The organism is Streptomyces avermitilis MA-4680 = NBRC 14893, from assembly GCF_000009765.2.
Taxonomy (GTDB): domain Bacteria; phylum Actinomycetota; class Actinomycetes; order Streptomycetales; family Streptomycetaceae; genus Streptomyces; species Streptomyces avermitilis.
Genome location: NC_003155.5, coordinates 3,864,703 through 3,890,173, shown reverse-complemented (window position 1 = coordinate 3,890,173; position 25,471 = coordinate 3,864,703). Strand labels below are relative to the sequence as shown.

General features: G+C 71.3%; 26 protein-coding genes and 1 pseudogene. 14 read left to right on the top strand and 13 right to left on the bottom strand.

The window, feature by feature from the left end; genetic code table 11:
* The first annotated feature begins 91 nt into the window (after positions 1–91).
* The 4 genes from SAVERM_RS43730 (at position 92) to SAVERM_RS16145 (ending at position 3,917) form a co-directional block, all read left to right on the top strand.
* Positions 92–952 carry a hypothetical protein gene (locus tag SAVERM_RS43730; RefSeq protein WP_042493153.1) on the top strand — a complete coding sequence of 287 codons (861 nt, stop codon included), beginning with the start codon at positions 92–94 and terminating at the stop codon, positions 950–952.
* Between the two features lie 226 nt (positions 953–1,178).
* On the top strand, positions 1,179–2,264 hold the full coding sequence (locus tag SAVERM_RS43725) for a S1C family serine protease (protein WP_420822300.1): 1,086 nt from the start codon (positions 1,179–1,181) through the stop codon (positions 2,262–2,264).
* Positions 2,265–2,468: 204 nt separating this feature from the next.
* Positions 2,469–2,915, top strand: coding sequence for a sec-independent translocase (locus SAVERM_RS16150; protein WP_010984544.1), 447 nt, complete (start codon positions 2,469–2,471; stop codon positions 2,913–2,915).
* A gap of 345 nt (positions 2,916–3,260) precedes the next feature.
* Complete coding sequence (locus SAVERM_RS16145; RefSeq protein WP_037645045.1) at positions 3,261–3,917, top strand: hypothetical protein; 657 nt, start codon at positions 3,261–3,263, stop codon at positions 3,915–3,917.
* 139 nt (positions 3,918–4,056) lie between these two features.
* On the opposite strand, the gene SAVERM_RS16140 is transcribed toward SAVERM_RS16145, so the two are convergent.
* Genes SAVERM_RS16140 through SAVERM_RS16130 form a run of 3 tightly spaced genes read right to left on the bottom strand, consistent with a single transcriptional unit; the run spans position 4,057 to position 7,118 of the window.
* Complete coding sequence (locus SAVERM_RS16140) at positions 4,057–5,190, bottom strand: Mrp/NBP35 family ATP-binding protein (protein WP_010984542.1); 1,134 nt, start codon at positions 5,188–5,190, stop codon at positions 4,057–4,059.
* A 43-nt stretch (positions 5,191–5,233) separates the two neighbouring features.
* Entirely contained in the window at positions 5,234–5,830 is a 597-nt protein-coding gene (locus tag SAVERM_RS16135; protein ID WP_010984541.1) for a DUF1003 domain-containing protein, read from the bottom strand.
* Positions 5,820–7,118 (bottom strand): magnesium transporter MgtE N-terminal domain-containing protein, encoded by a 1,299-nt coding sequence (locus tag SAVERM_RS16130; protein ID WP_010984540.1) that lies wholly within the window; start codon positions 7,116–7,118, stop codon positions 5,820–5,822. Before SAVERM_RS16130 ends, SAVERM_RS16135 begins: the two co-directional genes overlap by 11 nt.
* Positions 7,119–7,368: 250 nt before the next feature.
* Between SAVERM_RS16130 and SAVERM_RS16125 the strand changes: the two genes are divergently transcribed.
* The gene (locus SAVERM_RS16125) at positions 7,369–8,133 is read left to right on the top strand and encodes a hypothetical protein (RefSeq protein ID WP_010984539.1); all 765 of its coding nucleotides are present in this window, start codon (positions 7,369–7,371) and stop codon (positions 8,131–8,133) included.
* Between the two features lie 206 nt (positions 8,134–8,339).
* On the opposite strand, the gene SAVERM_RS16120 is transcribed toward SAVERM_RS16125, so the two are convergent.
* Positions 8,340–8,882: a hypothetical protein gene (locus SAVERM_RS16120; RefSeq protein ID WP_010984538.1), complete on the bottom strand. Its 543-nt coding sequence runs from the start codon at positions 8,880–8,882 to the stop codon at positions 8,340–8,342.
* Positions 8,883–8,905: 23 nt separating this feature from the next.
* Positions 8,906–10,021, bottom strand: coding sequence for a magnesium and cobalt transport protein CorA (locus SAVERM_RS16115; protein WP_010984537.1), 1,116 nt, complete (start codon positions 10,019–10,021; stop codon positions 8,906–8,908).
* A gap of 542 nt (positions 10,022–10,563) precedes the next feature.
* Here SAVERM_RS16115 and SAVERM_RS16110 point away from each other — a divergent pair.
* Entirely contained in the window at positions 10,564–11,148 is a 585-nt protein-coding gene (locus tag SAVERM_RS16110; RefSeq protein WP_010984536.1) for a suppressor of fused domain protein, read from the top strand.
* Between the two features lie 28 nt (positions 11,149–11,176).
* Here SAVERM_RS16110 and SAVERM_RS40105 read toward each other — a convergent pair.
* A pseudogene (locus SAVERM_RS40105) lies at positions 11,177–11,496 on the bottom strand (hypothetical protein); the annotation flags it as partial.
* A gap of 160 nt (positions 11,497–11,656) precedes the next feature.
* On the opposite strand from SAVERM_RS40105, the gene SAVERM_RS16105 reads away from it, so the two are divergent.
* From SAVERM_RS16105 to SAVERM_RS16095, 3 genes are all read left to right on the top strand, one after another.
* Positions 11,657–12,298, top strand: a complete 642-nt coding sequence (locus SAVERM_RS16105; protein WP_010984534.1) for a DUF6758 family protein — start codon at positions 11,657–11,659, stop codon at positions 12,296–12,298.
* 202 nt (positions 12,299–12,500) lie between these two features.
* The gene (locus SAVERM_RS16100; protein WP_010984533.1) at positions 12,501–13,367 is read left to right on the top strand and encodes a PHP domain-containing protein; all 867 of its coding nucleotides are present in this window, start codon (positions 12,501–12,503) and stop codon (positions 13,365–13,367) included.
* Between the two features lie 159 nt (positions 13,368–13,526).
* The gene (locus tag SAVERM_RS16095; RefSeq protein WP_010984532.1) at positions 13,527–14,132 is read left to right on the top strand and encodes a MarC family protein; all 606 of its coding nucleotides are present in this window, start codon (positions 13,527–13,529) and stop codon (positions 14,130–14,132) included.
* Positions 14,133–14,248: 116 nt separating this feature from the next.
* Here the strand turns inward: SAVERM_RS16095 and SAVERM_RS43310 are convergent, their stop codons facing one another.
* Positions 14,249–14,401: a hypothetical protein gene (locus SAVERM_RS43310; RefSeq protein WP_107083280.1), complete on the bottom strand. Its 153-nt coding sequence runs from the start codon at positions 14,399–14,401 to the stop codon at positions 14,249–14,251.
* A 258-nt stretch (positions 14,402–14,659) separates the two neighbouring features.
* Here SAVERM_RS43310 and SAVERM_RS16090 point away from each other — a divergent pair, with 258 nt between their 5' ends.
* A complete protein-coding gene (locus SAVERM_RS16090) occupies positions 14,660–15,556 on the top strand; it encodes an NYN domain-containing protein (protein ID WP_010984530.1) in 897 nt (298 codons plus the stop codon).
* Positions 15,557–15,678: 122 nt separating this feature from the next.
* Here the strand turns inward: SAVERM_RS16090 and SAVERM_RS16085 are convergent, their stop codons facing one another.
* Positions 15,679–16,551 carry an alpha/beta fold hydrolase gene (locus SAVERM_RS16085; protein ID WP_010984529.1) on the bottom strand — a complete coding sequence of 291 codons (873 nt, stop codon included), beginning with the start codon at positions 16,549–16,551 and terminating at the stop codon, positions 15,679–15,681.
* A gap of 245 nt (positions 16,552–16,796) precedes the next feature.
* On the bottom strand, positions 16,797–19,271 hold the full coding sequence (locus tag SAVERM_RS16080; protein ID WP_052295926.1) for a DEAD/DEAH box helicase: 2,475 nt from the start codon (positions 19,269–19,271) through the stop codon (positions 16,797–16,799).
* A 274-nt stretch (positions 19,272–19,545) separates the two neighbouring features.
* Between SAVERM_RS16080 and SAVERM_RS16075 the strand changes: the two genes are divergently transcribed.
* Complete coding sequence (locus SAVERM_RS16075; RefSeq protein WP_171033189.1) at positions 19,546–20,283, top strand: ferritin-like fold-containing protein; 738 nt, start codon at positions 19,546–19,548, stop codon at positions 20,281–20,283.
* Between the two features lie 184 nt (positions 20,284–20,467).
* Here the strand turns inward: SAVERM_RS16075 and SAVERM_RS16070 are convergent, their stop codons facing one another.
* The 4 genes from SAVERM_RS16070 to SAVERM_RS16055 all read right to left on the bottom strand — a co-directional run bounded on the left by SAVERM_RS16070 (position 20,468) and on the right by SAVERM_RS16055 (position 22,482).
* Entirely contained in the window at positions 20,468–20,737 is a 270-nt protein-coding gene (locus SAVERM_RS16070; RefSeq protein WP_037649031.1) for a hypothetical protein, read from the bottom strand.
* A gap of 188 nt (positions 20,738–20,925) precedes the next feature.
* Positions 20,926–21,153, bottom strand: coding sequence for a DUF3107 domain-containing protein (locus tag SAVERM_RS16065; protein ID WP_037649029.1), 228 nt, complete (start codon positions 21,151–21,153; stop codon positions 20,926–20,928).
* Between the two features lie 156 nt (positions 21,154–21,309).
* Complete coding sequence (locus SAVERM_RS16060; protein ID WP_010984524.1) at positions 21,310–21,951, bottom strand: TetR/AcrR family transcriptional regulator; 642 nt, start codon at positions 21,949–21,951, stop codon at positions 21,310–21,312.
* 309 nt (positions 21,952–22,260) lie between these two features.
* A complete protein-coding gene (locus tag SAVERM_RS16055) occupies positions 22,261–22,482 on the bottom strand; it encodes a hypothetical protein (protein WP_010984523.1) in 222 nt (73 codons plus the stop codon).
* 235 nt (positions 22,483–22,717) lie between these two features.
* Here SAVERM_RS16055 and SAVERM_RS16050 point away from each other — a divergent pair, with 235 nt between their 5' ends.
* The 3 genes from SAVERM_RS16050 to SAVERM_RS45555 are packed head-to-tail and all read left to right on the top strand — an operon-like array spanning position 22,718 to position 25,463.
* Positions 22,718–23,755: an alpha/beta fold hydrolase gene (locus SAVERM_RS16050; protein WP_010984522.1), complete on the top strand. Its 1,038-nt coding sequence runs from the start codon at positions 22,718–22,720 to the stop codon at positions 23,753–23,755.
* 8 nt (positions 23,756–23,763) lie between these two features.
* Complete coding sequence (locus SAVERM_RS16045) at positions 23,764–25,314, top strand: DUF3152 domain-containing protein (protein WP_010984521.1); 1,551 nt, start codon at positions 23,764–23,766, stop codon at positions 25,312–25,314.
* 56 nt (positions 25,315–25,370) lie between these two features.
* Complete coding sequence (locus SAVERM_RS45555; protein WP_338058986.1) at positions 25,371–25,463, top strand: Ms4533A family Cys-rich leader peptide; 93 nt, start codon at positions 25,371–25,373, stop codon at positions 25,461–25,463.
* Positions 25,464–25,471: the final 8 nt, after the last annotated feature.

Below are 25,471 nucleotides of genomic sequence, written 5' to 3'. Positions count from 1 at the left end.
GCCGCGTTCGTGGGAGGGATCCGAGCGCGGAATCGACGATTCTGCGGTGACCGCGGGCGCCGTAGCGCCGCGGGCCGGGTGTGGGGAGAGCATGAACGAGGGGAAGCCCACGAAGCCGAAGTGGTGGAGCCGCCCGCGGGTGCCCGCGGGGGGTGCCGACCCGTTCGGGGGCCCGCCGGAGCCGGACGCGGTGGAGAGCGGCGGGGTGGGTTCGCCCGAGGGACGCTCCGGCGCGGCGGCTTCCACGGACGGTGGACCGACTGACGCGGTGACGGGTGCGGGTGCGGGTGCGGGTGCGGGTGCCGATGCCGGCGCCGGCGCCGGTGGGGCGGTCAGCGGCGTGGCCGAGTCGGCTGAGTCCGACGGCGACTTCGAGCTCAGTCGGCCGGTCGGGGTGCCCGTACGTGAAGTCCCCGTCGGCGACGGGGACTTCGAGTTGGAGCGCCCGGCTTCGACGCGCCGGGGGAGCGGTCCGTCCGACGAGGTACCCACCGGCGCGACGGCGCCGGACGCGACGGCCGAAGCGGCCCAGGAGACGTCTGCTGCGGCTGACCTGGCCGTTGCCGCGGGCCCCGCGTCTGCCGATGCCGAAGTCGCCCCCGTGCCGGCGGTGTCCCGCGTTTCGCCCGACGCCGCGTCCGCCGGTGTGGCCGACGCGTCCGTCGACGCGGCCGACGCTTCTGCCGCCGCGGCCCACGCTCCCGCCGGTGCTGCCCACACGACCGTCGAAGCCGAGGGCGAAGCCGCCCCCGCGGCGGCCGTGCCCGGCACCCCGGCCGATGCCCCGGGCGGTGTTCCCGTCGACCGGCCCAAGCCGCTGCACGATCCCGATCCCTACAGCACCCACGCGGTACGGGCATGCGGGGGCCCTGGGCAGCGGGCTCCGCCCGTCCAGTTGCCCAGGCGACCACGCCCGCCCAACAGGCACGCCGCCCGAGAGCGCCTCCCATGACTGCCCAGGCACATGCCGCGCCCTCGGGACACCGGACGCACGGCGCCCTGGGCACCGACGCATGGCGAGCCCAACTGGGCGGCCCCGCGTCGCCGGCCGCAGCCCCATGTCCGCCCCCTGGCAAAACTACGACCCATGGGCCGCCACCTCCGCCCCCGTGCACCAGACGAGGCACCGCAGTCGCGCTCCCGGGAGGAGCGGCGCAAGCGCGCGAGTCAGGGTGCTCGTGCTGGGAGCCGTGGTCCTCGCCCTCGTCTCCGGCGGGATCGGCGGAGCCGTCGGCGTGTATCTGGAGCGCACCGGCGGGGTCACGGACGTGGAGCTGCCGCAGGCCGGCCAGGAGTCCGAGGAGCGGGCCGCGGACAGCGTCGCGGGGATCGCCGCCCGCGCGCTGCCCAGCGTGGTGACCCTGCACGTCAAGGGCTCCGCCGCGGAGGGCACCGGCACCGGCTTCGTACTCGACGGCCGCGGGCACATCCTGACCAACAACCACGTCGTCGAACCGGCCGGATCGAGCGGCGAGATATCCGTGACCTTCAGCGGCGGCGAGACCGCAAAGGCCACCGTCGTCGGACGGGACAGCGGCTATGACCTCGCCGTCGTCAAGGTGAGCGGGGTCGGCGGGCTCAAGCCCATGCCCCTCGGCAACTCCGACAACGTCCAGGTCGGCGACCCGGTCGTCGCCATCGGCGCGCCCTTCGACCTCGCGAACACCGTCACCTCAGGGATCATCAGCGCCAAGGAGCGGCCCATCACCGCCGGCGGTGAGAAGGGCGACGGCAGCGACGTCTCGTACGTGGACGCGCTCCAGACCGACGCCCCCATCAACCCCGGCAACTCGGGCGGCCCTCTCCTCGACTCCAAGGCCCGGGTCGTCGGCATCAACTCCGCCATCCGCTCCGCCGACAGCAGCTCCGACCAGAGCGGCCAGGCCGGTTCCATCGGGCTCGGCTTCGCCATCCCGGTCAACCAGGCCAAGCGGGTCGCGGAGGAGCTGATCAACACCGGCAGGGCCACCCACCCCGTGATCGGCGTGACCCTCGACATGGACTACACGGGCGACGGCGCGCGGGTCGGCACGAAGAGCAACGACGGCGGGTCCCCGGTGACGCGGGGCGGCCCCGGCGACCGGGCCGGCATCCAGGCCGGGGACGTCATCACCGAGGTCGACGGGCAGCGCATCCACTCCGGGGAGGAACTCATCGTCAAGATCCGCGCCCACCGCCCCGGCGACCGCCTGGCGCTGACCGTCGAACGCGACGGCAAGGAGAAGCCGGTCACCCTCGTCCTGGGCTCCGCGTCCGGGGCCTGACGGAGCCGCGGCAACTGACACCAACTTCACAGGTACGGCCCGAAACCGGGTCTCACTAGGCAAACATCCCGGAAAACCGGGTGTGTACACGCGGTCGAAGGCCTCGGGACAGTACCGGTCGGACGGGAACCCCGGGTACCGTGGACCCGGCCCGGACCACGGAAAGACCTGCCGAGGGCCGAGGACATCGCAAGGAGCTGCAAGGTGTTCAATGACATAGGACCGCTTGAGCTGGTGACGCTCGTTGTCCTTGCTGTGCTCGTCTTCGGCCCGGACAAGCTTCCGAAGATGATCCAGGACGTCACGCGCACCATCCGTAAGATCCGCGAGTTCTCGGAGAGCGCCAAGCAGGACATACGGGAGGAACTCGGTCCGGAGTTCAAGGACTTCGAGTTCGAGGATCTCAACCCCAAGACGTTCATCCGCAAGCAGCTGGACAACGACGAGCTGGGGCTCAAGGAGATCCGCAACGGCTTCGACCTGAAGAAGGAGATGGCCGAGGTCACGGACGCGGTGCACGGCCGTGAGTCCGAGACCTCCGCCTCCTCCTCGTCGGCCAACGGCTCCGCCGGCGGCACGGTCGACATGACGAAGAAGCGCGAGCAGCTCGAAGCGGACGAGCGCCCGCCCTTCGACGCGGACGCCACCTGATTCGTCCAGACGGACGCCGCCTGAGCCGTACCCGTGACGTCGGCTGACCCGTCCCACGGACGCCGCCTGAGCCGTACCCGCGGCGCCGGCTGACCCGTACAGCCATACCGCCGCGGCCGTACGGACATGGCCCGCGCTCTGCCTGGAACGTGACGCAGGCCATAGGCTCAGGAGCGCGCGAGCGGCCTGAAAACGACCCGTACGACGCCGTACGCGCCGGGCGTTTCCCGGCAGCTCGGAACGCTGTGGCTATGCTGCCCAGTTGTTGTGCGGACCGTTGGAGAGCGAGGACGCCCGTGGGGGGCGGGCCGCTCGGGTCCGACGAGAGCTAGGAGGCGTCCGGGTATGGAGACGACGAGTCGGGTGGGCGCGCAGGCGCCGGCCGCGGAGGGCGGACAGCAGTTCCCCTCCGCCCGGCGCACGGTCGACGGCTACCTGCTGGCGCCCTTTCCTTGGTACGGCCTCGACGAGGCGTTCACGGGCCCGCGCTGGCTGATGCAGGTGGGCACCGCGGCCGACGGTGCGGTGGAGCACGGTTCGATCGGGCACGGCGAGGAGCCCACCGTGCGCGGTGAGTCGACGGAGGACAAGGAGCGGTTCGCGGTCGTGGTGACCGTCGCGGCCAACCCCGTCAGGCGCAGTGCCGACGGCACGGGCCTGCTCGAGGCCACCTCGGTCTCCTCCGCGGCCTGGCTCGCGGGTGTGGGGCTGTTGTCCGTCACCTGGCCCGGCCAGATGGACCACACCCTGCGGGACGACTGGCTGGACCAGCAGACCGAGACGGCGTGGGTCCTGGCCGACGACCTGGCCGGCCCCGACTGGTCCACGCTGTCCCTCCCCGTGGACGGGGTCCCCTCGTCCTTCCACTACCGGGAGTCCGAGTTCGGCTGGGTCCTCGCCGGCTCCACCCAGGAAGGCGTCCACGTGGGCGCGTACGGGCGCGGGATGAGCGCGTACGGGCTGGGCTTCTCGGTGATCAAGGACATCGCGGCGTACGCGTAGCGCGGACGCGGCAGGGTTGCCGTACGGGCAGGCCTGGAGCTTGTCCGCCCCAGAGCTTGGCCTCCCGGAAGTTGTCCTCCCGGAAGTTGTCCTCCCGGAAGCTGTCCGCGCGGAACTCGTTCGCGCGGAACTCGGTCGCCTAGAACTTGTTCCGGGGCGTGATCCCCAGCGACATGCCCGACAGACCGCGCTGGCGGCCGCCCAGCTTGCCCGCGATCGCGCGCAGGGCCGAGCCGGCCGGGGAGTCGGGATCGGTCAGGACGACCGGCTTGCCCTCGTCGCCGCCCTCGCGCAGACGGACGTCGATCGGGATGGAGCCGAGGACCGGGACGGTCGCGCCGGTCGTGCGGGTCAGGCCGTCGGCCACCGACTGGCCGCCGCCCGTGCCGAACACGTCGACCATCTCGTCGCAGTGCGGGCAGGGCAGCCCCGCCATGTTCTCGACCACGCCGACGATCTTCTGGTGGGTCTGGACGGCGATGGAGCCCGCCCGCTCGGCGACCTCGGCCGCGGCCTGCTGCGGGGTCGTGACGACGAGGATCTCCGCGTTCGGGACGAGCTGCGCGACGGAGATCGCGATGTCGCCCGTGCCCGGCGGGAGGTCGAGGAGGAGGACGTCCAGGTCGCCCCAGTAGACGTCCGCGAGGAACTGCTGGAGGGCGCGGTGGAGCATCGGGCCGCGCCATACGACCGGTGCGTTGCCCGGGGTGAACATGCCGATCGAGATGACCTTCACGCCGTTCGCGGACGGCGGCATGATCATGTTCTCGACCTGGGTGGGCCTGCCGTCGGCGCCGAGCATGCGCGGCACGGAGTGGCCGTAGATGTCCGCGTCGACGACGCCGACCTTGAGGCCGTCGGCCGCCATCGCCGCCGCCAGGTTCACCGTCACCGACGACTTGCCGACGCCGCCCTTGCCGGAGGCGACCGCGTACACCCGGGTCAGGGAGCCGGGCTTGGCGAAGGGCACCTCGCGCTCGGCCTGGCCGCCGCGCAGCGCGGTCGCCAGCTCGCGGCGCTGCTCGTCGCTCATCACGTCCAGGGTCACGTCGACGCGCGTGACGCCCTCGACCGCCGAGACCGCCTTCGTCACGTTCGTCGTGATGGTCTCGCGCATCGGGCAGCCGGAGACGGTCAGATACACGGTGACCGCGACCGCTCCGTCCGCACCGATCTCCACCGATTTGACCATCCCCAGCTCGGTGATGGGTCGCTGGATCTCGGGGTCGTTCACCGTCGCCAGTGCTTCACGCACCGCGTCTTCCGTAGCCATAGGACGATGGTACGGCGCTGCACAGGGGGCCCGGAAAGACCCGTCAGCGGTCGTCTACGTCACGTCCGTGCGCACGCTCCGCCGGGAATACGACGCGGCCGTCCCCGTGGCCGTCGGTGTACCGCTCCTCCAGCTCCTTGACCAGGTCCTGGAGCTCCGAGCGGATCCAGTCGCGGGTGGCCACCTCACCGAGGCCGATGCGCAGCGCGGCGATCTCGCGGGTGAGGTATTCGGTGTCGGCGATCGAGCGCTCGTTCTGTTTGCGGTCCTGTTCGAGGTTGACCCGGTCGCGGTCGGCCTGGCGGTTCTGCGCGAGCAGGATCAGCGGGGCGGCATAGGAGGCCTGCAGCGACAGCATCAGCGTCAGGAAGATGAACGGGTAGGTGTCGAAGCGCCACTCGCCGGGGGCGGCGACGTTCCACACCACCCACAGGATGATGACGACCGTCATCCAGACGATGAACCGCCCGGTGCCCAGGAACCGCGCGATCCGCTCCGAGAGCCGCCCGAAGGCCTCCGGGTCCCACTCGGGCAGCAGCCTGCGGCGTTGCGGCTTCGGCTGGTCGAGCCGGGTACGGGGCCGGGTGGCGGCGATCGCCCCGGACGCCGTTCGTTCGCGGATCTCGCGCTCAGGGGCCATGGGGTGCCTCCGAGCCGTCGGCGCCGGGCCCGTCGTCCAGGTGGAACTCCGTCTCGCGCCAGTCCTCGGGCAGCATGTGGTCCAGTACGTCGTCCACGGTCACCGCGCCGAGCAGCGAGCCGCTCTCGTCGACGACGGGCGCGGCGACCATGTCGTAGGTGGCGAAGAAGCCCGCGACGACGGGCAGCGCGGCGTCCGGGGCGAGCGGTTGCAGATCGTCGTCGAGGATCGAGCTGACCAGTGTGTACGGCGGGTCGCGCAGCAGCCGCTGGAAGTGCGCCGTGCCCAGGTACTTGCCGGTCGGCGTCTCGTCCGGCGGGCGGCACACGTACACCTGGGCGGCGAGCGCGGGGGACAGGTCGGCGTTGCGGACCCGGGCGAGCGCGTCGGCGACCGTGGCGTCGGGCCGCAGCACGATGGGCTCGGTCGTCATCAGGCCACCGGCGGTCCGCTCCTCGTACGCCATCAGCCGCCGTACGTCCGCCGCTTCGTCGGGCCGCATCAGCGTCAGCAGCCGCTCCACGTCCTCCTCGGGCAGTTCGCCGAGCAGGTCGGCCGCGTCGTCCGGGTCCATCGCCTCCAGGACGTCGGCCGCGCGCTCCTCCTTGAGCTTGCTGAGGATCTCGATCTGGTCGTCCTCGGGGAGTTCCTCGAGGACGTCGGCGAGGCGGTCGTCGTCCAGTGCGAGCGCCACCTCTCCGCGCCGCTTCGGGGACAGGTGGTGCATGACGTTCGCGAGGTCGGCCGCGCGCAGCTGCTCGAAGGTGGCCAGCAGGCTCTCCGCGCCCTGCCCGTCCTCCTCCAGCGAGAACCCGGTGACGGCGGACCATTCGACGGTCAGGGTCTCGCCCTTGGTGCGCCGGAAGGCCCCGCTCCGGCCCTTCCGCACGAAGACCCGGTCGATCTCCCATTCCCGCCGGGCCGGAAGCTGCTGGACGGCCACGTCGAGGACGGTCACCTCCTCGCCCGTCTCCACGAGCCGGACGCGCCGGTCGAGCAGCTCACCGAAGACCAGCCGCTCGGTGGGCCGCTGTTCGAAGCGGCGCACGTTGAGCACGCCGGTGGTGATGACCTGGCCGGACTCGATGCCGGTCACACGGGTCATGGGCAGGAAGATGCGGCGCCGGGTGGACAGTTCGACCACCAGCCCGAGCAGCCGGGGCGGACGGCGGCCGACGCGGAGCATGGCGACAAGATCGCGGACGCGGCCCACCTGGTCGCCGTTCGGGTCGAAGACGGGGACACCGGAGAGGTGCGAGACGAAGATCCTGGGGGCGCCTGCCACCATGCCAGCGCCTCCTCTTCCTACGGGGTCCGTTTCCTGCGGGGTCCGTGCCTGCCGGGTCTGTTCGGGCCGCTTCGGTTCGTACCGGTTGGTTTCCTGCTCGTATGTCCGCTCGGATGGGCTTCAGGCTAGCCCGTCCCGGTCGGATACGCCCTGGTGGGCGGTCCGGACGGACTGGCTCCGGTGGGCGTGGCGGGCACCGGTACGCTGCCGTACGCCGATGAGGACATCCGCATGAAAGGCAGCCCCACCTGTGACTGCAATTCCCCAGGGTCGTACCCGCAGGGCCGCACTGGTGAGCGCGACGTGCGCACTGGTCGTGACCGGGACGGGGCTGACGGGGTGCAGTAGTAGCGATCCGGACGCGGGCACGAACGGGGTCGGCAAGCTGCCGGCCGAGAAGATCCAGAGCCGGACGCGTGCGGCCGCGGAGGCCGCGGACACGGTACGGCTGTCGGGCACCGTGGTGACCAACGGACGTACGTACCGGCTCGACATGCGCCTCAAGGAGGACGGCGCCAGCGGGTCGGTCACCTCGAAGGGAGCGACCTTCCGGCTGCTGCGGGTGGGCCGGCACCTGTTCCTGAAGGCGGGCGCGGACTTCTGGAGCCACCAGGGCGGCCAGGGCGGCGGCGGATCCAGTGACGCGGGGGACGCGGCCGCGGACAAGCTCGACGACAAGTACGTGAAGGTGCCGACCGGGGATCCGGCGTACAAGCGCTTCAGCGGCTTCACGGACAAGAGCGTGCTGCTGGACGGTCTGCTCACGCTGCACGGCACCCTGGCGACGGACGGCCACCACGATCAGAGCGGCGTCCGCACGATCCGCATCACCGGCGAGAAGGGCTCCGGCGGCACGCTGGACGTCTCCCTGGAGGGCAAGCCGTATCCGCTGCGCCTGGTGCGAGCGGGGGGCGCGGGCACCCTCAGCCTGACGGACTGGGGGAAGGGCTTCGCCCTGAAGGAGCCGTCGAAGAAGGAGACGGTGGACTACGGGCAACAGCTGCCGACGTCGTAGCCGACGTCGTACGACGTCGTAGGGGACGTACGGGGCCGGGGCGCGGGTGCGGTGCGGACGTGGCCGTGCGCCGTCGCGGCGGAGAGAGCCGCTGCCGCACGTCGGCCCGCTTCCCGGGTCGGGCGGCTGCCGCGCGACGATCCTATTCACCGGCACCGAACCGTTCCTGAAGCGGGTGCGCCCCGCCGGAGCCGCACCCGCGGCCCTCAGCCGCGCTTGCGCCGCTTCAGGAGCAGCCGGGGGAGTGCCGCCGGGATCGGGTGGCGGGTCGTCGCAGGCGTCGGCAGCGGTGCCGCCGCCAGTGAGTCCGTCGGCAGCTCGGCCGTGTCGCCGAGCGGTTCCAGCCGCAGCACCCGGCATTCGCGCGCCCAGCGCTCCGGCATCGCCTCGCCGTCCGGCGCGTTCAGGCGCTTGCCCTTCAGCTCGGCCACCGCGGCCGCCCACTCGGGGGAACCCGGCGCCAGCTCCACCACCTTCGCCGACCACGTGACGAGCCGGCCACCCTTGTCCTTGCTGCGGACGGTCACCGTCGCGCCCCCGCCGTCGACCAGCCCGGGCAGTGGCTGCTCACCCGGCCCGTCGCCGACCAGGCACACCGCACCCGCGTGCCACGCGTGCCACAGAGGGCGCGTCGGCACACCGTGCGCCCGGTCGTCGGGAGCCGGTGCGCCGTCGCCCCGGACCCAGATGAGTCCGGACTTCTTGGTGGCCTCCTCGACGAGGGCCCGGTCGAGCAGCTGTTCCGTCATGGCGCAAGCCTAACCAGGCCCCGTCACAGCCAGCCGTTGCGCTTCAGGGCGCGGTGGATGCCCAGACACAGCACCACGGTGACGCTCATGATCACCGGGTACCCGAACCGCCAGTGCAGCTCCGGCATGTGCTCGAAGTTCATGCCGTACACCCCGCACACCATCGTCGGTACGGCGATGATCGCCGCCCAGGACGTGATCTTGCGCATGTCCTCGTTCTGCGCGACGGACGCCTGCGCGAGGTTGGCCTGGAGGATCGAGTTGAGCAGCTCGTCGAAGCCCAGCACCTGCTCCTGGACCCGGGCGAGGTGGTCCGCCACGTCCCGGAAGTACTTCTGGATGTCCGGGTCGATCAGTCGCATCGGTCGCTCACTCAGCAGCTGCATGGGCCTCAGCAGCGGCGAGACCGCCCGCTTGAACTCCAGCACCTCACGCTTGAGTTGGTAGATACGGCCCGCGTCCGTACCGCGCGGCGTTCCCTTCCGGCCCGGCGAGAACACCTCCGTCTCCACCTCGTCGATGTCGTCCTGCACCGCGTCCGCGACCGCGATGTAGCCGTCGACGACGTGGTCGGCGATCGCGTGGAGCACCGCCGAGGGCCCCTTCGCGAGCAGCTCGGGGTCGTCCTGGAGCCGGTGCCGCAGCGCCCGCAGCGAGCCCTGCCCGCCGTGCCGCACGGTGATGAAGAAGTCCCGGCCGGTGAAGCACATGACCTCGCCGGTCTCGACGACCTCGCTGTTGGCGGTCAGCTGGTCGTGCTCCACGTAGTGGATGGTCTTGAAGACGGTGAAGAGGGAGTCGTCGTAGCGCTCCAGCTTCGGCCGCTGGTGCGCCTGGACGGCGTCCTCGACGGCCAGCGGGTGCAGCCCGAACTCGCCCGCGATACCGGCGAATTCGGCTTCCGTCGGCTCATGCAGGCCGATCCACACGAAGCCCCCGTCGCGCCGCACCTGGCGCATCGCCTCGTGCGGGGTGAGCGGCCGGTCGGTCGCGACGCGGGCGCCGTCGCGGTAGATGGCGCAGTCGACGACGGCGGAGGGCGTCGAGGGGTCACGCGTGGTGTCGTACGCACTGCCGTCCTTGCGCATCGAGGGACGGGACGGGCGGACCGCGGCACGGAGGTCACGGATCATCGACATGGCAGGCTCCTTCGCAACTGAAGGCAACCGGCGACGGTTGAAACTGCCCGGAATGGGGACGTCCTGACTGCGGATGTTTGGCACGTCCACAAAGCGGGGAGCACCGCACCGTCGCGGTGGTTGCTTCACTACTGATTCAGATCAGCACTGACTCGGGCGAACTCGGGTGAGTCAGATCAGGCGGTAACGAAGTGCTCTTCCGTCGGGCACCAGGCAGAACAGGATGCGAACGTGAGAGGCGGCAGCCGGCAACAGCGCGAAAGCGAAGCGAGAGCTACGTGACTCAGCGGTCGGAAGAGCGGGTGGTACTGCACGGTCGACTTCGGTCCATTGCAGCCCCACCTCCTCCGGCCGGTCCCCCGTGAGGGACGATCCATTCCCCGTAGGGAGCCCCCGTAGGGGAGTCTCAGTGCGTCGAGACCTGAGCCGAGACTTGAGAGCGACGCTTCTGCGTGCTGCCCCGACCAGCGGCCAACACTATCAGCGCACAGAAGCGTCAAGCCGCCGCTTTGCCCGTTACTGACGAGTTCTATGCTCGGCTCATGGCTGATGTTCTTCCTCTGGTCGAGGCCCGGTTGCGTGCGGCACTGGGCGAACCCGACGCGCGGGCCGCGGTCACCTTCCTCGGCACGGACCGCATCGAAGTGCTGCGCTTCACAGCGGGGGACGTCGTCCGGTACGCGACCCTCGGTATGTCGGCCCAGCCGATGACGGACCCCACGGCGGTCGTCGCCGACCAGGTGAAGGGCCCGCGCGCGGAGCTCGTCCTGTCGGTACGCGCAGGCGGCGCCGACACCGACAAGGTGCTCCGCCCGCTCGCCGTCCTCGCCGCGTCCCCGCAGGTCGAGGGCCTTGTCGTGGCCCCCGGCGCCTCGCTCGACGTGGGCGAACCCCTGTGGCCCGGCGCTCCGTTCAGCTCCGTACTGGTCGCCGAGTCCGGCGGTCTGGTCGAGGATCTGGAGCTGGACGAGCCCGCCGATCCCGTACGTTTCCTGCCGCTGCTCCCGATGACGCCGAACGAGGCCGCGTGGAAGCGTGTGCACGGGGCGCAGGCCCTTCAGGAGCGGTGGCTCGCCGGCGGAACGGACCTGCGCGATCCGTCACGCAGATCCGTTCCGCTGGACTGAGCCGGGCTCACCACCTGGCCGGAAACGGTCAGTTGACGACGACCGTGACGTCGTCCCGCGTGGCGTGCCGCCGCTCCGGCTCCTTGATCTTCGGCGCGAAGTACGGCGCCGCCGCGACCGCGAACCACCGGACGAAGTTGCAGCCCGCGCTCGCCACCGGGCGCGGTGCTTCCGAGATGCCCGGGCCGGCGCGGTGCAGACCGCGTTGTTCACGCCGATGAAGGCACCGGGCAGGATCGTGCAGACGACGGCGGTGGTGTGGCTGCCGTAGCGGTAGCCGTAGCCGAGGACGAGTGCGTCGACGGCGAGCAGCAGGCCCCCGGCGAAGAAGACCGCGCCCGACCGGTAGCCCTCGACGAGATCGTTGACGTATGCACACATTAAGCTGGTCGATCTGATTAATGTCAGCTACATCTAGTTTCTCCTGGCCGGGCGGGACGCGCGGAACGCACGCCGGACGGGTGATCGTCCTTGACGCGGCGGGTGACGGGGAGGACCGTGGGGCTCTATGAGGGGCGAACCCAGTTGCCCGAAGTGTGGTGGCCGGGTCAGGGCTCCCGGCCTCTTTGCCGACTCCTGGCAGTGTGATGTGCATGGCGCCGTGTATCCGTTGCAGCCCGTGATCCCGCCCAGCGTCGAGGCCCTCGGTGTCGTGGTGCACCGTGCCCAGGTACCCGTGTGGATGCCCTGGCCGCTGCCCGTCGGCTGGCTGTTCACGGGTGCGGGCTGCGCGGGTGACGACCGCAGCGGCGGGCGTGCGACGGCCGTGGCCTGCTCGGGGCCCGGTCCGCTCGGCGGCATAGGGGAGCTGGTCCTCGTCGCCGAGGAACTCGGCGTCGGCCTCGGCGCGCGGTACGCGGGCATCGACGGACCCGATCCGGGCCCGTACATCGATGTCGAGAAGCCGCCCCAGGCGAAGGTGCTGGCCGCCGGTCGGCCGACCCCGCTGTGGCATGTCTCCGGCACCCCCGACGACCGTGCCGTCTTCGCGGGCGAGGCGCTCGGGCTGTGGCTGTGGGCGGTCGTGTGGCCCGAGCAGTCGGGGCTGCTGATGTACGACGAACTGGTGCTGACGGATCTGCGGGACGCGGGTGCGGAGATGGATCTGCTGCCGTGCGGGGCACTGTCGCCGCGGCTCCTTGAGCCGTAGGTGCGGTGGGTCCTGTGGGTTCCCCGGGTTCCGTAGACCCCGTGGAACCTGTGGGTCCCGTGGATCCCGCAGGGCCCCGCAGGCCCTGCGGGGGCGGTGGTGTGTAGGGGGCGCATCGGGGCTGTGGGTGTGACGAGGGAGCTGGAATTCCCGTTATCCTTGAGCGTCCGCTTCCGTCCCGTCACCGCTTGGAGTCCGCGTCGTGCGCATCGATCTGCACACCCACTCCACCGCCTCCGACGGTACGGACACCCCGGCCGAGCTGGTGCGGAACGCGGGCGCCGCAGGTCTGGACGTCGTCGCGCTGACCGACCACGACAGCACCCGCGGACACGCGCAGGCGATCGCGGCGCTTCCCGAGGGGCTGACCCTCGTCACGGGCGCCGAACTCTCCTGCCGCCTCGACGGCATCGGCATGCACATGCTGGCCTACCTCTTCGACCCCGAGGAGCCCGGACTGCTCGCCGAGCGTGAGCTGGTGCGGGACGACCGGGTGCCCCGGGCCCAGGGCATGATCACCAAGCTTCAGGAGCTGGGCGTGCCGGTCACCTGGGAGCAGGTGGCGCGCATCGCGGGCGACGGCTCCGTCGGGCGCCCGCACATCGCCTCCGCGCTGGTGGAACTGGGTGTCGTGGAGAGCGTCTCGGACGCGTTCACGCCCGAGTGGCTCGCCGACGGGGGCCGGGCGTACGTCGAGAAGCACGAGCTGGACCCGTTCGACGCGATTCGGCTGGTCAAGGCCGCGGGCGGGGTCACCGTCTTCGCGCACCCGGCCGCGTCGAAGCGCGGGCGGACCGTTCCCGAGAGCGCGATCGGGGAACTGGCCGCGGCGGGGCTCGACGGCATCGAGGTCGACCACATGGACCACGAGCCGGCGACGCGCGCACGACTGCGCGGGCTGGCGGCCGACCTGGGGATCCTCGCCACCGGCTCCTCCGACTACCACGGCAGCCGCAAGACCTGTGTGCTCGGCGAGTTCACCACGGATCCCGAGGTGTACGGGGAGATCACCCGGCGGGCGACGGGCGCGTTCCCGGTGCCGGGTACCGGCGGAAGCCACTTCGCCTGAGGCGAGTCCTCCGGATCGGCCCGGATTCTGCCGGGCCGGCCTGCCGGGTCGCACGGCGTGCCATGCCGTGGCGCCCACCTGTTCGTCCGGTTCCGTTCCGCGGAACCGCCTGCCCATGGCGGCAACCCCGCTCTCATCACCTCCGCAAGGCCATCAACCGTGTTCGACGTCGCCGTCTTCGGCTCACTCTTCCTCACCCTCTTCGTGATCATGGATCCCCCCGGGATCACCCCGATCTTCCTCGCGCTCACCGCCGGCCGGCCCGCCAAGGTGCAGAAGCGGATGGCGTTCCAGGCCGTCTGCGTGGCCGGTGGAGTCATCACCGTCTTCGGGTTGCTCGGGCACCAGATCCTCGACTACCTGCATGTCTCCGTGCCCGCGCTGATGATCGCCGGCGGACTGCTGCTCCTGCTCATCGCCCTCGACCTGCTGACCGGCAAGACGGACGAGCCCAAGCAGACCAAGGACGTCAACGTCGCCCTCGTACCGCTGGGCATGCCGCTGCTCGCCGGCCCCGGCGCGATCGTCTCCGTGATCCTGGCCGTCCAGAAGGCCGGCAGTGTGGCGACCCAGGTGTCCGTGTGGGCCGCGATCCTCGCGATCCATGTCGTGCTGTGGGTGGTGATGCGGTACTCGCTGCTGATCATCCGTGTCATCAAGGACGGCGGCGTCGTGCTGGTGACGCGGCTCGCGGGCATGATGCTCTCCGCGATCGCCGTGCAGCAGATCATCAACGGGGTCACCCAGGTGATTCGGGGGAGCTGACGGGCCGCACCGGCCCCGGGGCACGCAGAGCCCCGTACGACATCGGGTGATGTCGTACGGGGCTCTGAAGTCTGTGAGACGTCCGTTTCGCGACGGGCGCCCGTGAGACGTCCGCGTTACGAAGCGGACGATTCGGTCGGGCGGATCCACAGTCGCTGCCCGATGGCGGCGGCCTGCTGAACGATCCGATTGACGGAGGCGGCGTCTACGACAGTGCTGTCCACGGGCGTACCGTCGACATCGTCGAGTCGCATGATTTCGAAGCGCAAGGGCTTCTCCCTTCGTCTGGTCATCCTCCTGCGGAGAACTACTGGTGAGTGGTGCACGAGGCGGCAGTGCCCCGCGTTCCATACGGATACAACGGGATGCGTGTTACAAACATTCCCTACGCTAAGGAAATTTTTCGAGAACCTAATTACTGACGGGTAAGCAGTTGGTGTGCGGCCGGTGTGCGGTCGGTTTGGTTCATAGGGCACTGATTGGGACCGGTTGTGTTCGCAGCGTGACCGCCGGGACAATGGACGCATATGAACGACGACCACGCGGCGCTCGGCGCCCGCATCGACCGTACGAACGAGCTGCTCCAGCGCATGCTCGCCGAGGTGGCGAAGACGCCCTCGACTCATGCGATCTTCGTTGACGCCGGCTATCTGTACGCGGCCGCGGGGCGGCTCGTCGCCGGGACCGAGGACCGCCGGGCGTTCGAGCTCGACGCCGAGGGGCTGATCGAGGCCCTCATCGACAAGGCGCGCACGATCTTCGCGGACAGCCGGCTGCTGCGGGTCTACTGGTACGACGGCGCGCGGCGCCGCATCCACACGGCGGAGCAGCAGTCGATCGCGGAACTGCCGGACGTGAAGGTGCGCCTCGGCAACCTCAACGCCAACAACCAGCAGAAGGGCGTCGATTCACTGATCCGTACGGATCTGGAGTCGCTCGCCCGGCACCGTGCCATCAGCGACGCGGCGCTCCTCGGCGGCGACGAGGACCTGGTGTCGGCGGTCGAGGCGGCGCAGGGGTACGGGGCCCGTGTGCACCTGTGGGGCATCGAGGCCCCGGAGGGCCGCAACCAGGCGGAGCCCCTCCTCTGGGAGGTCGACAGCCAGCGCACCTTCGACCTCGACTTCTTCAAGCCGTATGTGTCCCGGCGGACCGCCGCCACGTACGACGCGTCCGCGGCGATCAGGCCCACCCGGGAGGACGTGCGTTTCGTGGGCGCGCAGATTGCCGCGAAGTGGCTGGCGGCACGCGGGCGGGAGGCGCTGGTGGAGCTGCTGCCCGGGCACCCGTATCTGCCCGGTTCGGTGGACCAGGACCTGCTGGTGGAGGCGGAGGGCCTGTTGCAGTACTCGCTCCGTGGGCAGGCGGATCTGCGGCGGGCGCTGCGGGACGGGTTCTGGGAGCACCTTCAGGCGCAGTACTAGGCCGCTCCTGCGCCGCCGGCCGCTCCTGCCGCTCCCCGGTCGTGCCCGCGCTTCCTGGTCGCTCCTGCCGCTCCCCGGTCGCTCCCGCGTCCCCCGGTCGCTCCCGCGTCCCCCGGTCGCTCCTACGTCGTTCGGCTGCGGTCCCAGAAGGCGGCGAGGGCGCGGGCCGTGGTGAGCGGCTGGTCCGTGTTGGGGGAGTGCTCGGCGTCCCGTACGACGGTGCGCTGGGCCCCCAGCCGGGTGGCCATGTCGTCCAGGAGAGTGATCGGCCAGGTGTCGTCGAGCTCGCCGGACAGTACGTGGACGGGCAGGCCGACGGCGGCCAGTTCGGCGACGCGGTCCGGCTCGACGCAGAGCTGACGGCCGGTCGCGATGAGCTGGGCGGGGCTGTTGCCGAGCCAGCGGCGGCGCAGGTCCTCGCGGTCGTCGAGCCCCTCGTCCAGCTCGCCGGTGTCGGTCTCCTCCGGCGCGTCCATCGCCTGCATGGCGTCCCACACCTGGGCCAGGTCCATCACGGCGAGGGCGTCGCGCAGCAGTTTCACGCGCTGCTGCTGGGAGCTGGAGATCTGCGCGGGGCCCGAGGCCATGAGCGTGAGCGAGACGAACGGCGCCGGGTCGAGCAGCACCGCCGCACGCGCGATCTGGCCGCCGAGCGAGTGACCGAGGAGGTGTACGGGGGCGCCGATCGCGTGCGTCTGCGCGAGTACGTCCTGCGCCAACTCGGCCTGCGCGTACGGGGCTTCGTCGTCGCGGGGGCCGGGGGACTCGAACTGGCCGCGGCCGTCCACGGCGACGGTCCGGTACCCGGCGTCGGCGAGGGGGCCGTGCAGGGCGATGAAGTCCTCCTTGCTGCCGGTGAATCCGGGCAGCAGCAGAGCGGTTCCCCGGAGAGGGCCGACCGCCGGCGCGTCGAGCACGGCGAAGTCACCGCGAGCGGTGGCGAGATGGTACGCGCGGACGCCCGGGGGCGGGGCGAAGGTGGGAGGACGGCTCATGGTGCGAGGCTAGCGGGCCGGTGCGCTGAGCGCGCTGCCGGTTCCAGCCTGCGGGCCGTTGTCCGGGCGCCGACGGGCGCGGGGCTGCCGCCGACACCGGTGCGGGCGGGGCCGCGTCAGCACCGGTGAGTGCGGGTCGGGCCCACACCGGCGGCCGTGGACCCTGCCCGGACCCTGCCCATGGTGAACGGGAAACGCCGATGGCCCGGCCCCACACCAAGTGGGACCGGGCCATCGGACGGGGATCAGCTCTCCGCAGGCTCCGCGGCCGCTGTGGCCTTGCGGGTACGGCGGCGCGGCTTCGCGGGCTCCGCCGCTTCCTCGGCCGTCTGTGCGGGGATCGCGGCCTCGGCTGCCACGGCCGTCTTGCGGGTGCGGCGGGGCTTGGCCTCGGTGGGCTCCGCGTCGGCCGCCACCGCGGTCTTGCGGGTGCGGCGCGGCTTGGCCTCGGTGGGCTCCGCGGCAACGCCCTCGGCGGTGTCGACGGCGGTCTCCGCGGCCTTGCGGGTGCGTCGGCGCGGCTTGGCCTCGGGCTCCTCCGTCGTCGCCACGGCCTCGGCGGTGTCGACGGCGGCCTCGGCCGTCTTGCGGGTACGGCGTCGCGGCGCGGCCGGTGCTTCCACGGCCTCGGGGGCGGCCGCGGCAGCACCCTCGGCGGTGTCGACGGCGGCTTCCGCGGCCTTGCGGGTGCGTCGGCGCGGCTTGGCCTCGGGCTCCTCCGTCGTCGCCACGGCCTCGGCGGTGTCGACGGCGGCCTCGGCGGCCTTGCGGGTACGGCGTCGCGGCTTGGCCTCGGGCTCCTCCGTCGTCGCGACGGCCTCGGCGGTGTCGACGACGGTCTCGGCGGCCTTGCGGGTACGGCGACGCGGCGCGGCCGGAGCCTCGGCGGCGTCCGTGGCCGGCGCCTCAAGCGTGACCTCGGGCGCTGCGACGGGGGTCTCCGCCGTCTTACGGGTGCGACGGCGGCGCGGCTTCGCGGACTCCGCGGCCTCCGTGCCCTCCGCCGTGTCCACGGCCGTCCGCGCGGCCTCGGTCACGACGGCCTCGGTCACGGCGGTCCCGTTCACCGAGGCGACCGGCTCGCCCGTCGCTCCGCCACGCGTGCGGCGACGGCGGCGCGGCGTGCGCGGCTCCGTGGACGCGGGGGAATCGGCGGAGTCCGCGGGCGCCTCGGCCGGGGTGACCGGGGTCACCGCTGCCGCGTCGACGGTCTCGCCGTTGCGCGTACGACGGCGGCGGCGCGGGGTGCGCTCACGGTCGCGGTCGCGGTCGCGGTCGCGATCCCGGTCGGCGGACGAGGGCCGGCCGCCGCGACCGCGTGCACCGCGGCCGCCGGTCTCGCCCAGGTCCTCGACCTTCTCCGCCGCCAGACCAGCGCGCGTGCGCTCGGAACGCGGCAGGACACCCTTGGTGCCCGCGGGAATGTTCAGTTCCTCGAAGAGGTGCGGGGACGTGGAGTACGTCTCCGGCGGGTCGTTGAAGCCCAGGTCCAGCGCCTTGTTGATGAGCTGCCAGCGCGGGATGTCGTCCCAGTCGACGAGGGTGATCGCGATGCCCTTGGCGCCCGCGCGGCCCGTACGGCCGATGCGGTGCAGGTACGTCTTCTCGTCCTCGGGGGACTGGTAGTTGATGACGTGGGTGACGCCTTCGACGTCGATGCCGCGGGCGGCGACGTCGGTGCAGACGAGGACGTCGACCTTGCCGTTGCGGAAGGCGCGCAGCGCCTGCTCGCGGGCGCCCTGGCCGAGGTCGCCGTGGACCGCGCCGGAGGCGAAACCGCGCTGCTGGAGCTGGTCGGCGAGGTCCGCCGCCGTCCGCTTGGTGCGGCAGAAGACCATCGCGAGACCGCGGCCGTCGGCCTGCAGTATGCGCGAGACCATCTCCGGCTTGTCCATGTTGTGCGCGCGGTAGATGAACTGCGCGGTGTTGCGGACCGTCGCGCCCTCGTCGTCCGGCGCCGTGGCGCGGATGTGCGTGGGCTGCGACATGTAGCGGCGCGCGAGGCCGATGACCGCGCCCGGCATGGTCGCCGAGAACAGCATGGTCTGGCGGCGGGCCGGCAGCATGTTGATGATCTTCTCGACGTCGGGCAGGAAGCCCAGGTCGAGCATCTCGTCGGCCTCGTCGAGGACGAGCGCCTTGATGTGCTTGAGGTCGAGCTTCTTCTGGCCCGCGAGGTCCAGCAGGCGGCCCGGGGTGCCGACGATCACGTCGACGCCCTTCTTCAGGGCCTCGACCTGCGGCTCGTACGCCCGGCCGCCGTAGATGGCGAGCACGCGCACATTGCGGACCTTGCCCGCGGTCAGCAGGTCGTTGGTGACCTGGGTGCACAGCTCGCGCGTGGGCACGACGACGAGCGCCTGCGGTGCGTCGGTGAGCTGCTCGGGCCGGGCGCGGCCGGCCTCGACGTCGGCGGGGACGGTGACGCGCTCGAGGAGCGGAAGGCCGAAGCCCAGCGTCTTGCCGGTGCCGGTCTTGGCCTGGCCGATGACGTCCGAGCCCGAAAGGGCCACGGGGAGCGTCATCTCCTGGATGGGGAAGGGGTTGATGATGCCGACGGCTTCCAGGGCCTCGGCCGTCTCGGAAAGGATTCCGAGCTCTCGAAAAGTCGTAGTCAGGGTGCTGCCTCTTCTGTGTACGCGGTGCGAGGCGAGCGCGGGGGTCGTGTCGGGACCGTGCCGGGGACGTCGGCCGCTCTTGACGGGCGGGCCGAGTGGCATGGGACCACTGCCGACGCTCGAGCGCTCGTACCGCTGAGGGTCCCTCCGGTGCCATACGCACAGTGCTGTACGGATGAGGAGGGCTGTCGGGTCGGAGCCGATCGGGCCACCGACCGGGCATCCTCATTCATGTGGCCCGTCGAATACTCGGCGGGCGCATTACCACCATACCCCGGAATCACGCACATGCGATGGCCGATTTGGTCACGTAGTCGTCGTCACACTCATTGACCAGGGACTTCCGCCTTGCGGTGAGCGGGCTATTGTGCGCTTCATGACGACGCCCGACAACGCCGCTGACACCCCCGCCGAACCGACCGGAGTCGCCGCCCAGGACTGGGCCAAGGCCTCCGTCGACCCCCAGTACCGCGCCGCGGTCGTGGACCTGCTCGGAGCGCTCGCCTACGGGGAGCTGGCGGCGTTCGAACGGCTCGCGGAGGACGCGAAGCTGGCGCCGACGCTCGCCGACAAGGCGGAGCTGGCGAAGATGGCGTCGGCCGAGTTCCATCACTTCGAGCAGATCAGGGACCGGCTCACCGAGATCGGCGCGGAGCCGACCGCCGCCATGGACCCGTTCGTCGCCGCACTCGACGGCTTCCACCGGCAGACCGCCCCGTCGGACTGGCTGGAGGGCCTCGTCAAGGCCTACGTCGGTGACTCCATCGCCAGCGACTTCTACCGTGAGGTGGCGGCCCGCCTCGACTCGGACACGCGCTCGCTCGTGCTCGCCGTCCTCGACGACACCGGGCACGCCGGCTTCGCCATCGAGAAGGTGCGCGCCGCGATCGACGCGGACCCGCGTGTGGGTGGCCGGCTCGCGCTGTGGGCGCGCCGGCTGATGGGCGAGGCGCTGTCGCAGTCGCAGCGTGTGGTCGCCGACCGTGACGCCCTGTCGACGATGCTCGTGGGCGGTGTCGCGGACGGCTTCGACCTCGCCGAGGTCGGCCGGATGTTCTCGCGGATCACCGAGGCCCACACCAAGCGGATGGCGGCGCTGGGGCTGGCGGCCTGACGCCTGCCCGGCGGACAGACCGCAGGGCGAGGGCCTGTTGCGAAAGGTGGCGCCTGCCGCTTTCGCGACAGGCCCCGCTTTCGTAACAGGCCCCGCTTTGAACAGGCCCTAGACGGAATTCGTACGGTGCCTGCGGCGGCGCAACCGGTGCCGCCGCGGTGCCCAGCGCCTCGGGCGCGCGGCGCTAGGCCGTCGCTGAGCGGCGGCGAAAACGCTCCGCCGGGCGGAGCAGCAGCGACAGCGAGGCGGCGGACACGACCGCCGCGCCGATCAGGCTCACGAGGACATGGCCGGGGCCGAGCGCGCTGTGCGTGAGAAACGCGCCGAAGAGCGCTCCGGCGACTCCCGTCGACAGGACCATGCTGCGGGCGGGCAGGCGATGCGGCATCCGGTACACGGCCGCCCAGGCCAGGGCGAGACCGATAATCGCGGAGCCGAGCGCTTCCAAGAACATGGTGGGGGTCCCTCCCGCACGACAGACACAGGTGCAAATCGGTCGTAGCCGGTCTACCCCTGACGTGCGGAAAGCAATCATCATCTGTGCGGGAGATGTGGTCCATCTGTGCAGTTCAGGCCTTGGTCAGGGCGCGAAGAAGGGGCCCGGCGACTGGTGTCGCCGGGCCCCTTCCATGCTGTCTGTGCTTACAGCGCGCTGAAGCCCACCTTGCGCGTGGTGGGCTCGCCGAGCTCCACGTACGCGAGACGGTCGGCCGGAACCAGGACCTTGCGGCCGTGGTCGTCCACGAGGCTCAGCAGTGCCGACTTGCCGGCCAGCGCCTCTGACACCGCGCGCTCGACCTCCTCGGCGGTCTGACCGCTCTCCAGAACGATCTCGCGGGGCGCGTGCTGCACGCCGATCTTGACCTCCACGACTTTGTCCCTCCGACGGTCAGTGATGTGCGCGGCCCTCCGCGCCGTACTCAGCACACATTAGCCCGGTGAGGGGACGTCCACGCTCCGCTCAAGAACGCCAGGAGCGAACAACGGGCGGGAACAAAAGTGCTGCCAGCGGTGGTCGCGGGGCTGTCAGTGGGCGTCCGTGCCGTGCAGCGGGAAGCCCGCGATGCCGCGCCAGGCCAGTGAGGTCAGCAGCTGCACCGCCTGGTCGCGCGGCACGCTGCGGTCGCTGTGCAGCCACGAGCGCGCCACCACCTGGGCCAGGCCGCCGAGACCGGAGGCCAGCAGCATCGACTCGGCCCGCGACAGGCCGGTGTCCTCCGCGATGACCTCGCAGATCGCCTCCGCGCACTGGACGGTGACCCTGTCCACGCGCTCACGCACCGCGGGCTCGTTCGTCAGGTCGGACTCGAAGACCAGCCGGAAGGCGCCGCCGTCGTCCTCCACGTACGCGAAGTACGCGTCCATCGTGGCCCGTACGCGCTGCTTGTTGTCGTTGGTCGACGCGAGCGCGGCGCGGACCGCCTGGAGCAGGGCCTCGCAGTGCTGGTCCAGCAGGGCGAGGTAGAGGTCGAGCTTGCCCGGGAAGTGCTGGTAGAGCACCGGCTTGCTGACGCCCGCGCGCTCGGCGATGTCGTCCATCGCCGCGGAGTGGTAGCCCTGGGCGACGAAGACCTCCTGGGCTGCGCCGAGGAGCTGGTTGCGTCGGGCACGGCGCGGCAGGCGTGTGCCCCGCGGGCGCGCTGCCTCTGTCTGCTCGATGGCTGTCACGCCGCCTCCCAATATCGTCCACATGCGGTGTGCGCCGCGCCGCCATCGTACTTTTCGGTAACCCTGGTGTGCGCGGTGCGAGCGCAGAATTTCACGGACCGGACGGGGATGAAAGCCCCGCGGAGCCCATCAAAATGTGCCAGATCGGGCCGATGAGTGCCTTGCGGCCGGTCAACGGCAGGTGTCCTCGGGCGTCACCGGTGGTCCTGCCTCTCCGGTTCGTACATCTGGTCGCACGTCTTGAGCAGCTGCATGCGTCAGGCAGTTCTGTGCGCCTCCCGTGGTTGCCGTGGTTGCCGTGGTCGTGCGTCACCGGTAGTCGTCCTCGTCGAGGGAGACCACGCGGGCCTGTTCCACCAGGTCGGCCTCGTTGGCGCGGTCCGGGTTCACGTCGGTCAGCGGGTCGTCCTCCTCCGGGGCGATGTCCGCGAGCTGCTCTGCGGCGTCTCCCTCCGGCGCCTCGACATCGAGCTCGGCCTCGCCGTCGACCTCGTTCTCGAACGTCTCGGGATCGGTGGGGTCTATGGCCATGGTGGGCTCCCTTCCTGGAATTCCGGGACGTCTCCTCAAGGAGGCGAGGAGGCAGGGGCCAGGTGCCGGTGCCCTGCCCCCGAGCCTAGGAGACAGCCCATCGGGGCGCTATGTGATGGTTGGGTGGATTGCCGTGCCGGTCGGTCGGCACCTCGCACCACCGGCCTCTCGGGTGCCCACGATCTGTGATGGCGAACACACGGGCCACTGCGTGATCGTCTCGTAACATTGCCGCATGTCTTCGACCGAGCTGCCGCCCGTGCCGGCCAGCACTGTGCTTCCGAGGGTGGCGCCCGTCCGGGTGGCGGAGGGCGAGCGGCTGCGGTCGGTCGGGCTGCCGGGGGCCACGCTGACCGTGCGGTCGAGACCGCCGGTGCGCGAGGGACTGCCGCCCGCCCTGTGCGTGCACGGTCTCGGAGGCTCCTCGCAGAACTGGTCGGCGTTGATGCAGCGACTCGAGGGGCTCGTGGACAGCGAGGCGCTCGACCTGCCCGGCTTCGGGGACTCCCCGCCGCCGGACGACGGCGACTACTCCGTGACCGGGCACGCGCGCGCGGTCATCCGCTATCTCGACGCCGCCGGACGCGGCCCCGTGCACCTGATCGGCAACTCGATGGGCGGGGCGGTCACGACCCGGGTCGCGGCCGTACGCCCCGATCTCGTCCGTACGCTCACGCTGGTCTCGCCCGCGCTGCCGGAGATCCGGGTGCAGCGCACCGCGGTGCCGACGGCGCTGCTCGCGCTGCCCGGGGTCGCGCCCCTGTTCACCCGTCTCACCAAGGACTGGACGGCCGAGCAGCGCGTACGTGGGGTGATGGCGCTCTGTTACGGGGATCCGGGGCGGGTCACGCCGGAGGGTTTCCGGGCCGCGGTCGAGGAGATGGAGCGACGGTTCGCGCTCCCCTATTTCTGGGACGCGATGGCGCGCTCGGCGCGCGGAATCGTGAACGCGTACACACTGGGCGGGCAGCACGGGCTGTGGCGCCAGGCCGAGCGAGTGCTCGCGCCGACGCTTCTCGTCTACGGTGGACGCGACCAGCTCGTGGGATATCGCATGGCCCGGCGGGCGGCGCGCACCTTCCGCGACTCCCGGCTCCTTTCGCTGCCGGAGGCGGGGCATGTGGCGATGATGGAGTATCCAGATCTGGTGGCGGAGGCGGTGCGCGAACTGCTCGCGGACACAGGTGAGTTGGGCGAGCCGGCGAAGGTCTCCGACGAGGCGGCCGGGTCGGCCATGGCGGACGAGGCCGGTACTGCCGGCGCGGGGAGCTGAGGCGCGGCGTGGGACGGCACAGCCGCAAGGGGCGGGGCGACAAGGGCGGCACCGGTTCCGTACCGGTGATCCCGGAGCCGGCTCGCGGCCGCGCGCAGACCCCGGTGCAGGCGCCGGGTGCGGACGGCGCACAGGCGTCGGTTGCCGCGGGTGCGCAGGCGTCGGTCCAGCGACAGCCGGCGGGCGGGGCCGCACAGCGGCCGGTGCCGCGGTTCGCGGACGGTACTCCCGCCAACGGTGTTCCGCGGTTCGCGGAAGGGACTCCCGCGCGTGGTGTGCCCGCCGGGCCTCGCCTGCCGGACGGGACCCCCGCTCGCGGTGTCCCGCGTTTCCTCGACGGGACCCCGGCGCACGGCACGCCCCGTCCGTTCGACGGCACCCCTGCCCACGGCACCCCCCAAGTCCGCGGCGGTCACCCCCAGCAGCGTGAACCCGGCGGTGGCTGGGGCGAGTCCGGAGGCGTACCCGCCGGTGCTCCGAAGGCCGCGCCGCCCGGACCGCGGCTTCCCGGACAGCGGCGGCACCGCGGCCTTGGCCCCCGGCAGGACTACGTCGACGCTTTCGGCGCGGACGAGGACGATGTCTTCGCGCCTCGGGGCGGCGCAGGCAACCGCATGGACCCCTACGGTCCCCCTTCCCCGCACGCTCCTCATGCCCACGCCCATGCCCCCGCCACCGACCGCGACGGCCGGACCGGGGCCGACACCGAGGCCGCGGCCGACGAGGAGCCGGGCAAGGAGAAGGGTGGCAAGGGCCGCACGTTCACCGGAATCGCGGCCGCCGCCGTCACCACCGTGCTCGCTGTCGTCGTGGCCGGTCAGGTCGCCGACGGACACGACGACAAGGCCGCCGTACAGTCGCAGTCCGCCACCGACAGTGCCCGCGACGCCCGCGACTCCGCCTCCCGCGGTGACGACCGGCCCACCCCCTCCGGATCGCCCAGCGTGGCCGCGCTGACGTACGGCCAGAAGATGGCCAAGGTGTATCCGCTCGGCGCCACGCTGAAGGCGGCGGGGAAGTTCGACGCGATCGGCGGGTTCGACAAGGCGCCGGGCGGGGGGCGGAAGTACACGTACCGCGTGGATGTGGAGAAGAGGCTCGGGCTCGACGGCGAACTCTTCGCGCAGGCCGTCCAGAAGACCCTCAACGACGACCGCAGCTGGGCCCACAACGGCGCCCGCACCTTCGAGCGGATCTCCTCCGGCAAGCCCGACTTCGTGATCACGCTGGCCAGCCCCGGTACCACCGCCGACTGGTGCGCCAAATCCGGTCTCGACACGACCGAGGACAACGTGTCGTGCGACTCGGCCGCCACCGAGCGCGTGATGATCAACGCCTATCGCTGGGCGCAGGGGTCGAAGACCTACGGATTCGGTGATCAAATTCACGCGTACCGGCAGATGCTGATCAATCACGAGATCGGCCACCGCCTCGGCTACGGCCACGTCACGTGTGGCAAGGACGGCGAACTCGCCCCGGTCATGCAGCAGCAGACCAAGTTCCTCGACCACGACGGAATCCACTGCCGGGCCAACGCCTGGCCGTACCCCGGGAGTTGACAGGCGGCTCAGAGATCACATTGACATGGGGCGAAAGTTCGTTCATATTTCTCCGCATGTCGCCTCGTCCCGCCTCCGTTCGCGCAGCCATTGAGCTGGCGCTGATCGGCGTGACCGCTCTCTGCGTGGCCGACATTCACTGTCGCTGACGTCCGCC

Coding starts and splice junctions, on each gene's coding strand:
- SAVERM_RS43730 (WP_042493153.1), top strand. CDS start 92: ATGAACGAGGGGAAGCCCACGAAGCCGAAGTGGTGGAGCCGCCCGCGG.
- SAVERM_RS16145 (WP_037645045.1), top strand. CDS start 3,261: ATGGAGACGACGAGTCGGGTGGGCGCGCAGGCGCCGGCCGCGGAGGGC.
- SAVERM_RS16140 (WP_010984542.1), bottom strand. CDS start 5,190: ATGGCTACGGAAGACGCGGTGCGTGAAGCACTGGCGACGGTGAACGAC.
- SAVERM_RS16135 (WP_010984541.1), bottom strand. CDS start 5,830: ATGGCCCCTGAGCGCGAGATCCGCGAACGAACGGCGTCCGGGGCGATC.
- SAVERM_RS16130 (WP_010984540.1), bottom strand. CDS start 7,118: ATGGTGGCAGGCGCCCCCAGGATCTTCGTCTCGCACCTCTCCGGTGTC.
- SAVERM_RS16120 (WP_010984538.1), bottom strand. CDS start 8,882: ATGACGGAACAGCTGCTCGACCGGGCCCTCGTCGAGGAGGCCACCAAG.
- SAVERM_RS16115 (WP_010984537.1), bottom strand. CDS start 10,021: ATGTCGATGATCCGTGACCTCCGTGCCGCGGTCCGCCCGTCCCGTCCC.
- SAVERM_RS16110 (WP_010984536.1), top strand. CDS start 10,564: ATGGCTGATGTTCTTCCTCTGGTCGAGGCCCGGTTGCGTGCGGCACTG.
- SAVERM_RS16105 (WP_010984534.1), top strand. CDS start 11,657: ATGAGGGGCGAACCCAGTTGCCCGAAGTGTGGTGGCCGGGTCAGGGCT.
- SAVERM_RS16090 (WP_010984530.1), top strand. CDS start 14,660: ATGAACGACGACCACGCGGCGCTCGGCGCCCGCATCGACCGTACGAAC.
- SAVERM_RS16085 (WP_010984529.1), bottom strand. CDS start 16,551: ATGAGCCGTCCTCCCACCTTCGCCCCGCCCCCGGGCGTCCGCGCGTAC.
- SAVERM_RS16080 (WP_052295926.1), bottom strand. CDS start 19,271: ATGCCACTCGGCCCGCCCGTCAAGAGCGGCCGACGTCCCCGGCACGGT.
- SAVERM_RS16075 (WP_171033189.1), top strand. CDS start 19,546: ATGACGACGCCCGACAACGCCGCTGACACCCCCGCCGAACCGACCGGA.
- SAVERM_RS16070 (WP_037649031.1), bottom strand. CDS start 20,737: ATGTTCTTGGAAGCGCTCGGCTCCGCGATTATCGGTCTCGCCCTGGCC.
- SAVERM_RS16055 (WP_010984523.1), bottom strand. CDS start 22,482: ATGGCCATAGACCCCACCGATCCCGAGACGTTCGAGAACGAGGTCGAC.
- SAVERM_RS16050 (WP_010984522.1), top strand. CDS start 22,718: ATGTCTTCGACCGAGCTGCCGCCCGTGCCGGCCAGCACTGTGCTTCCG.
- SAVERM_RS45555 (WP_338058986.1), top strand. CDS start 25,371: ATGTCGCCTCGTCCCGCCTCCGTTCGCGCAGCCATTGAGCTGGCGCTG.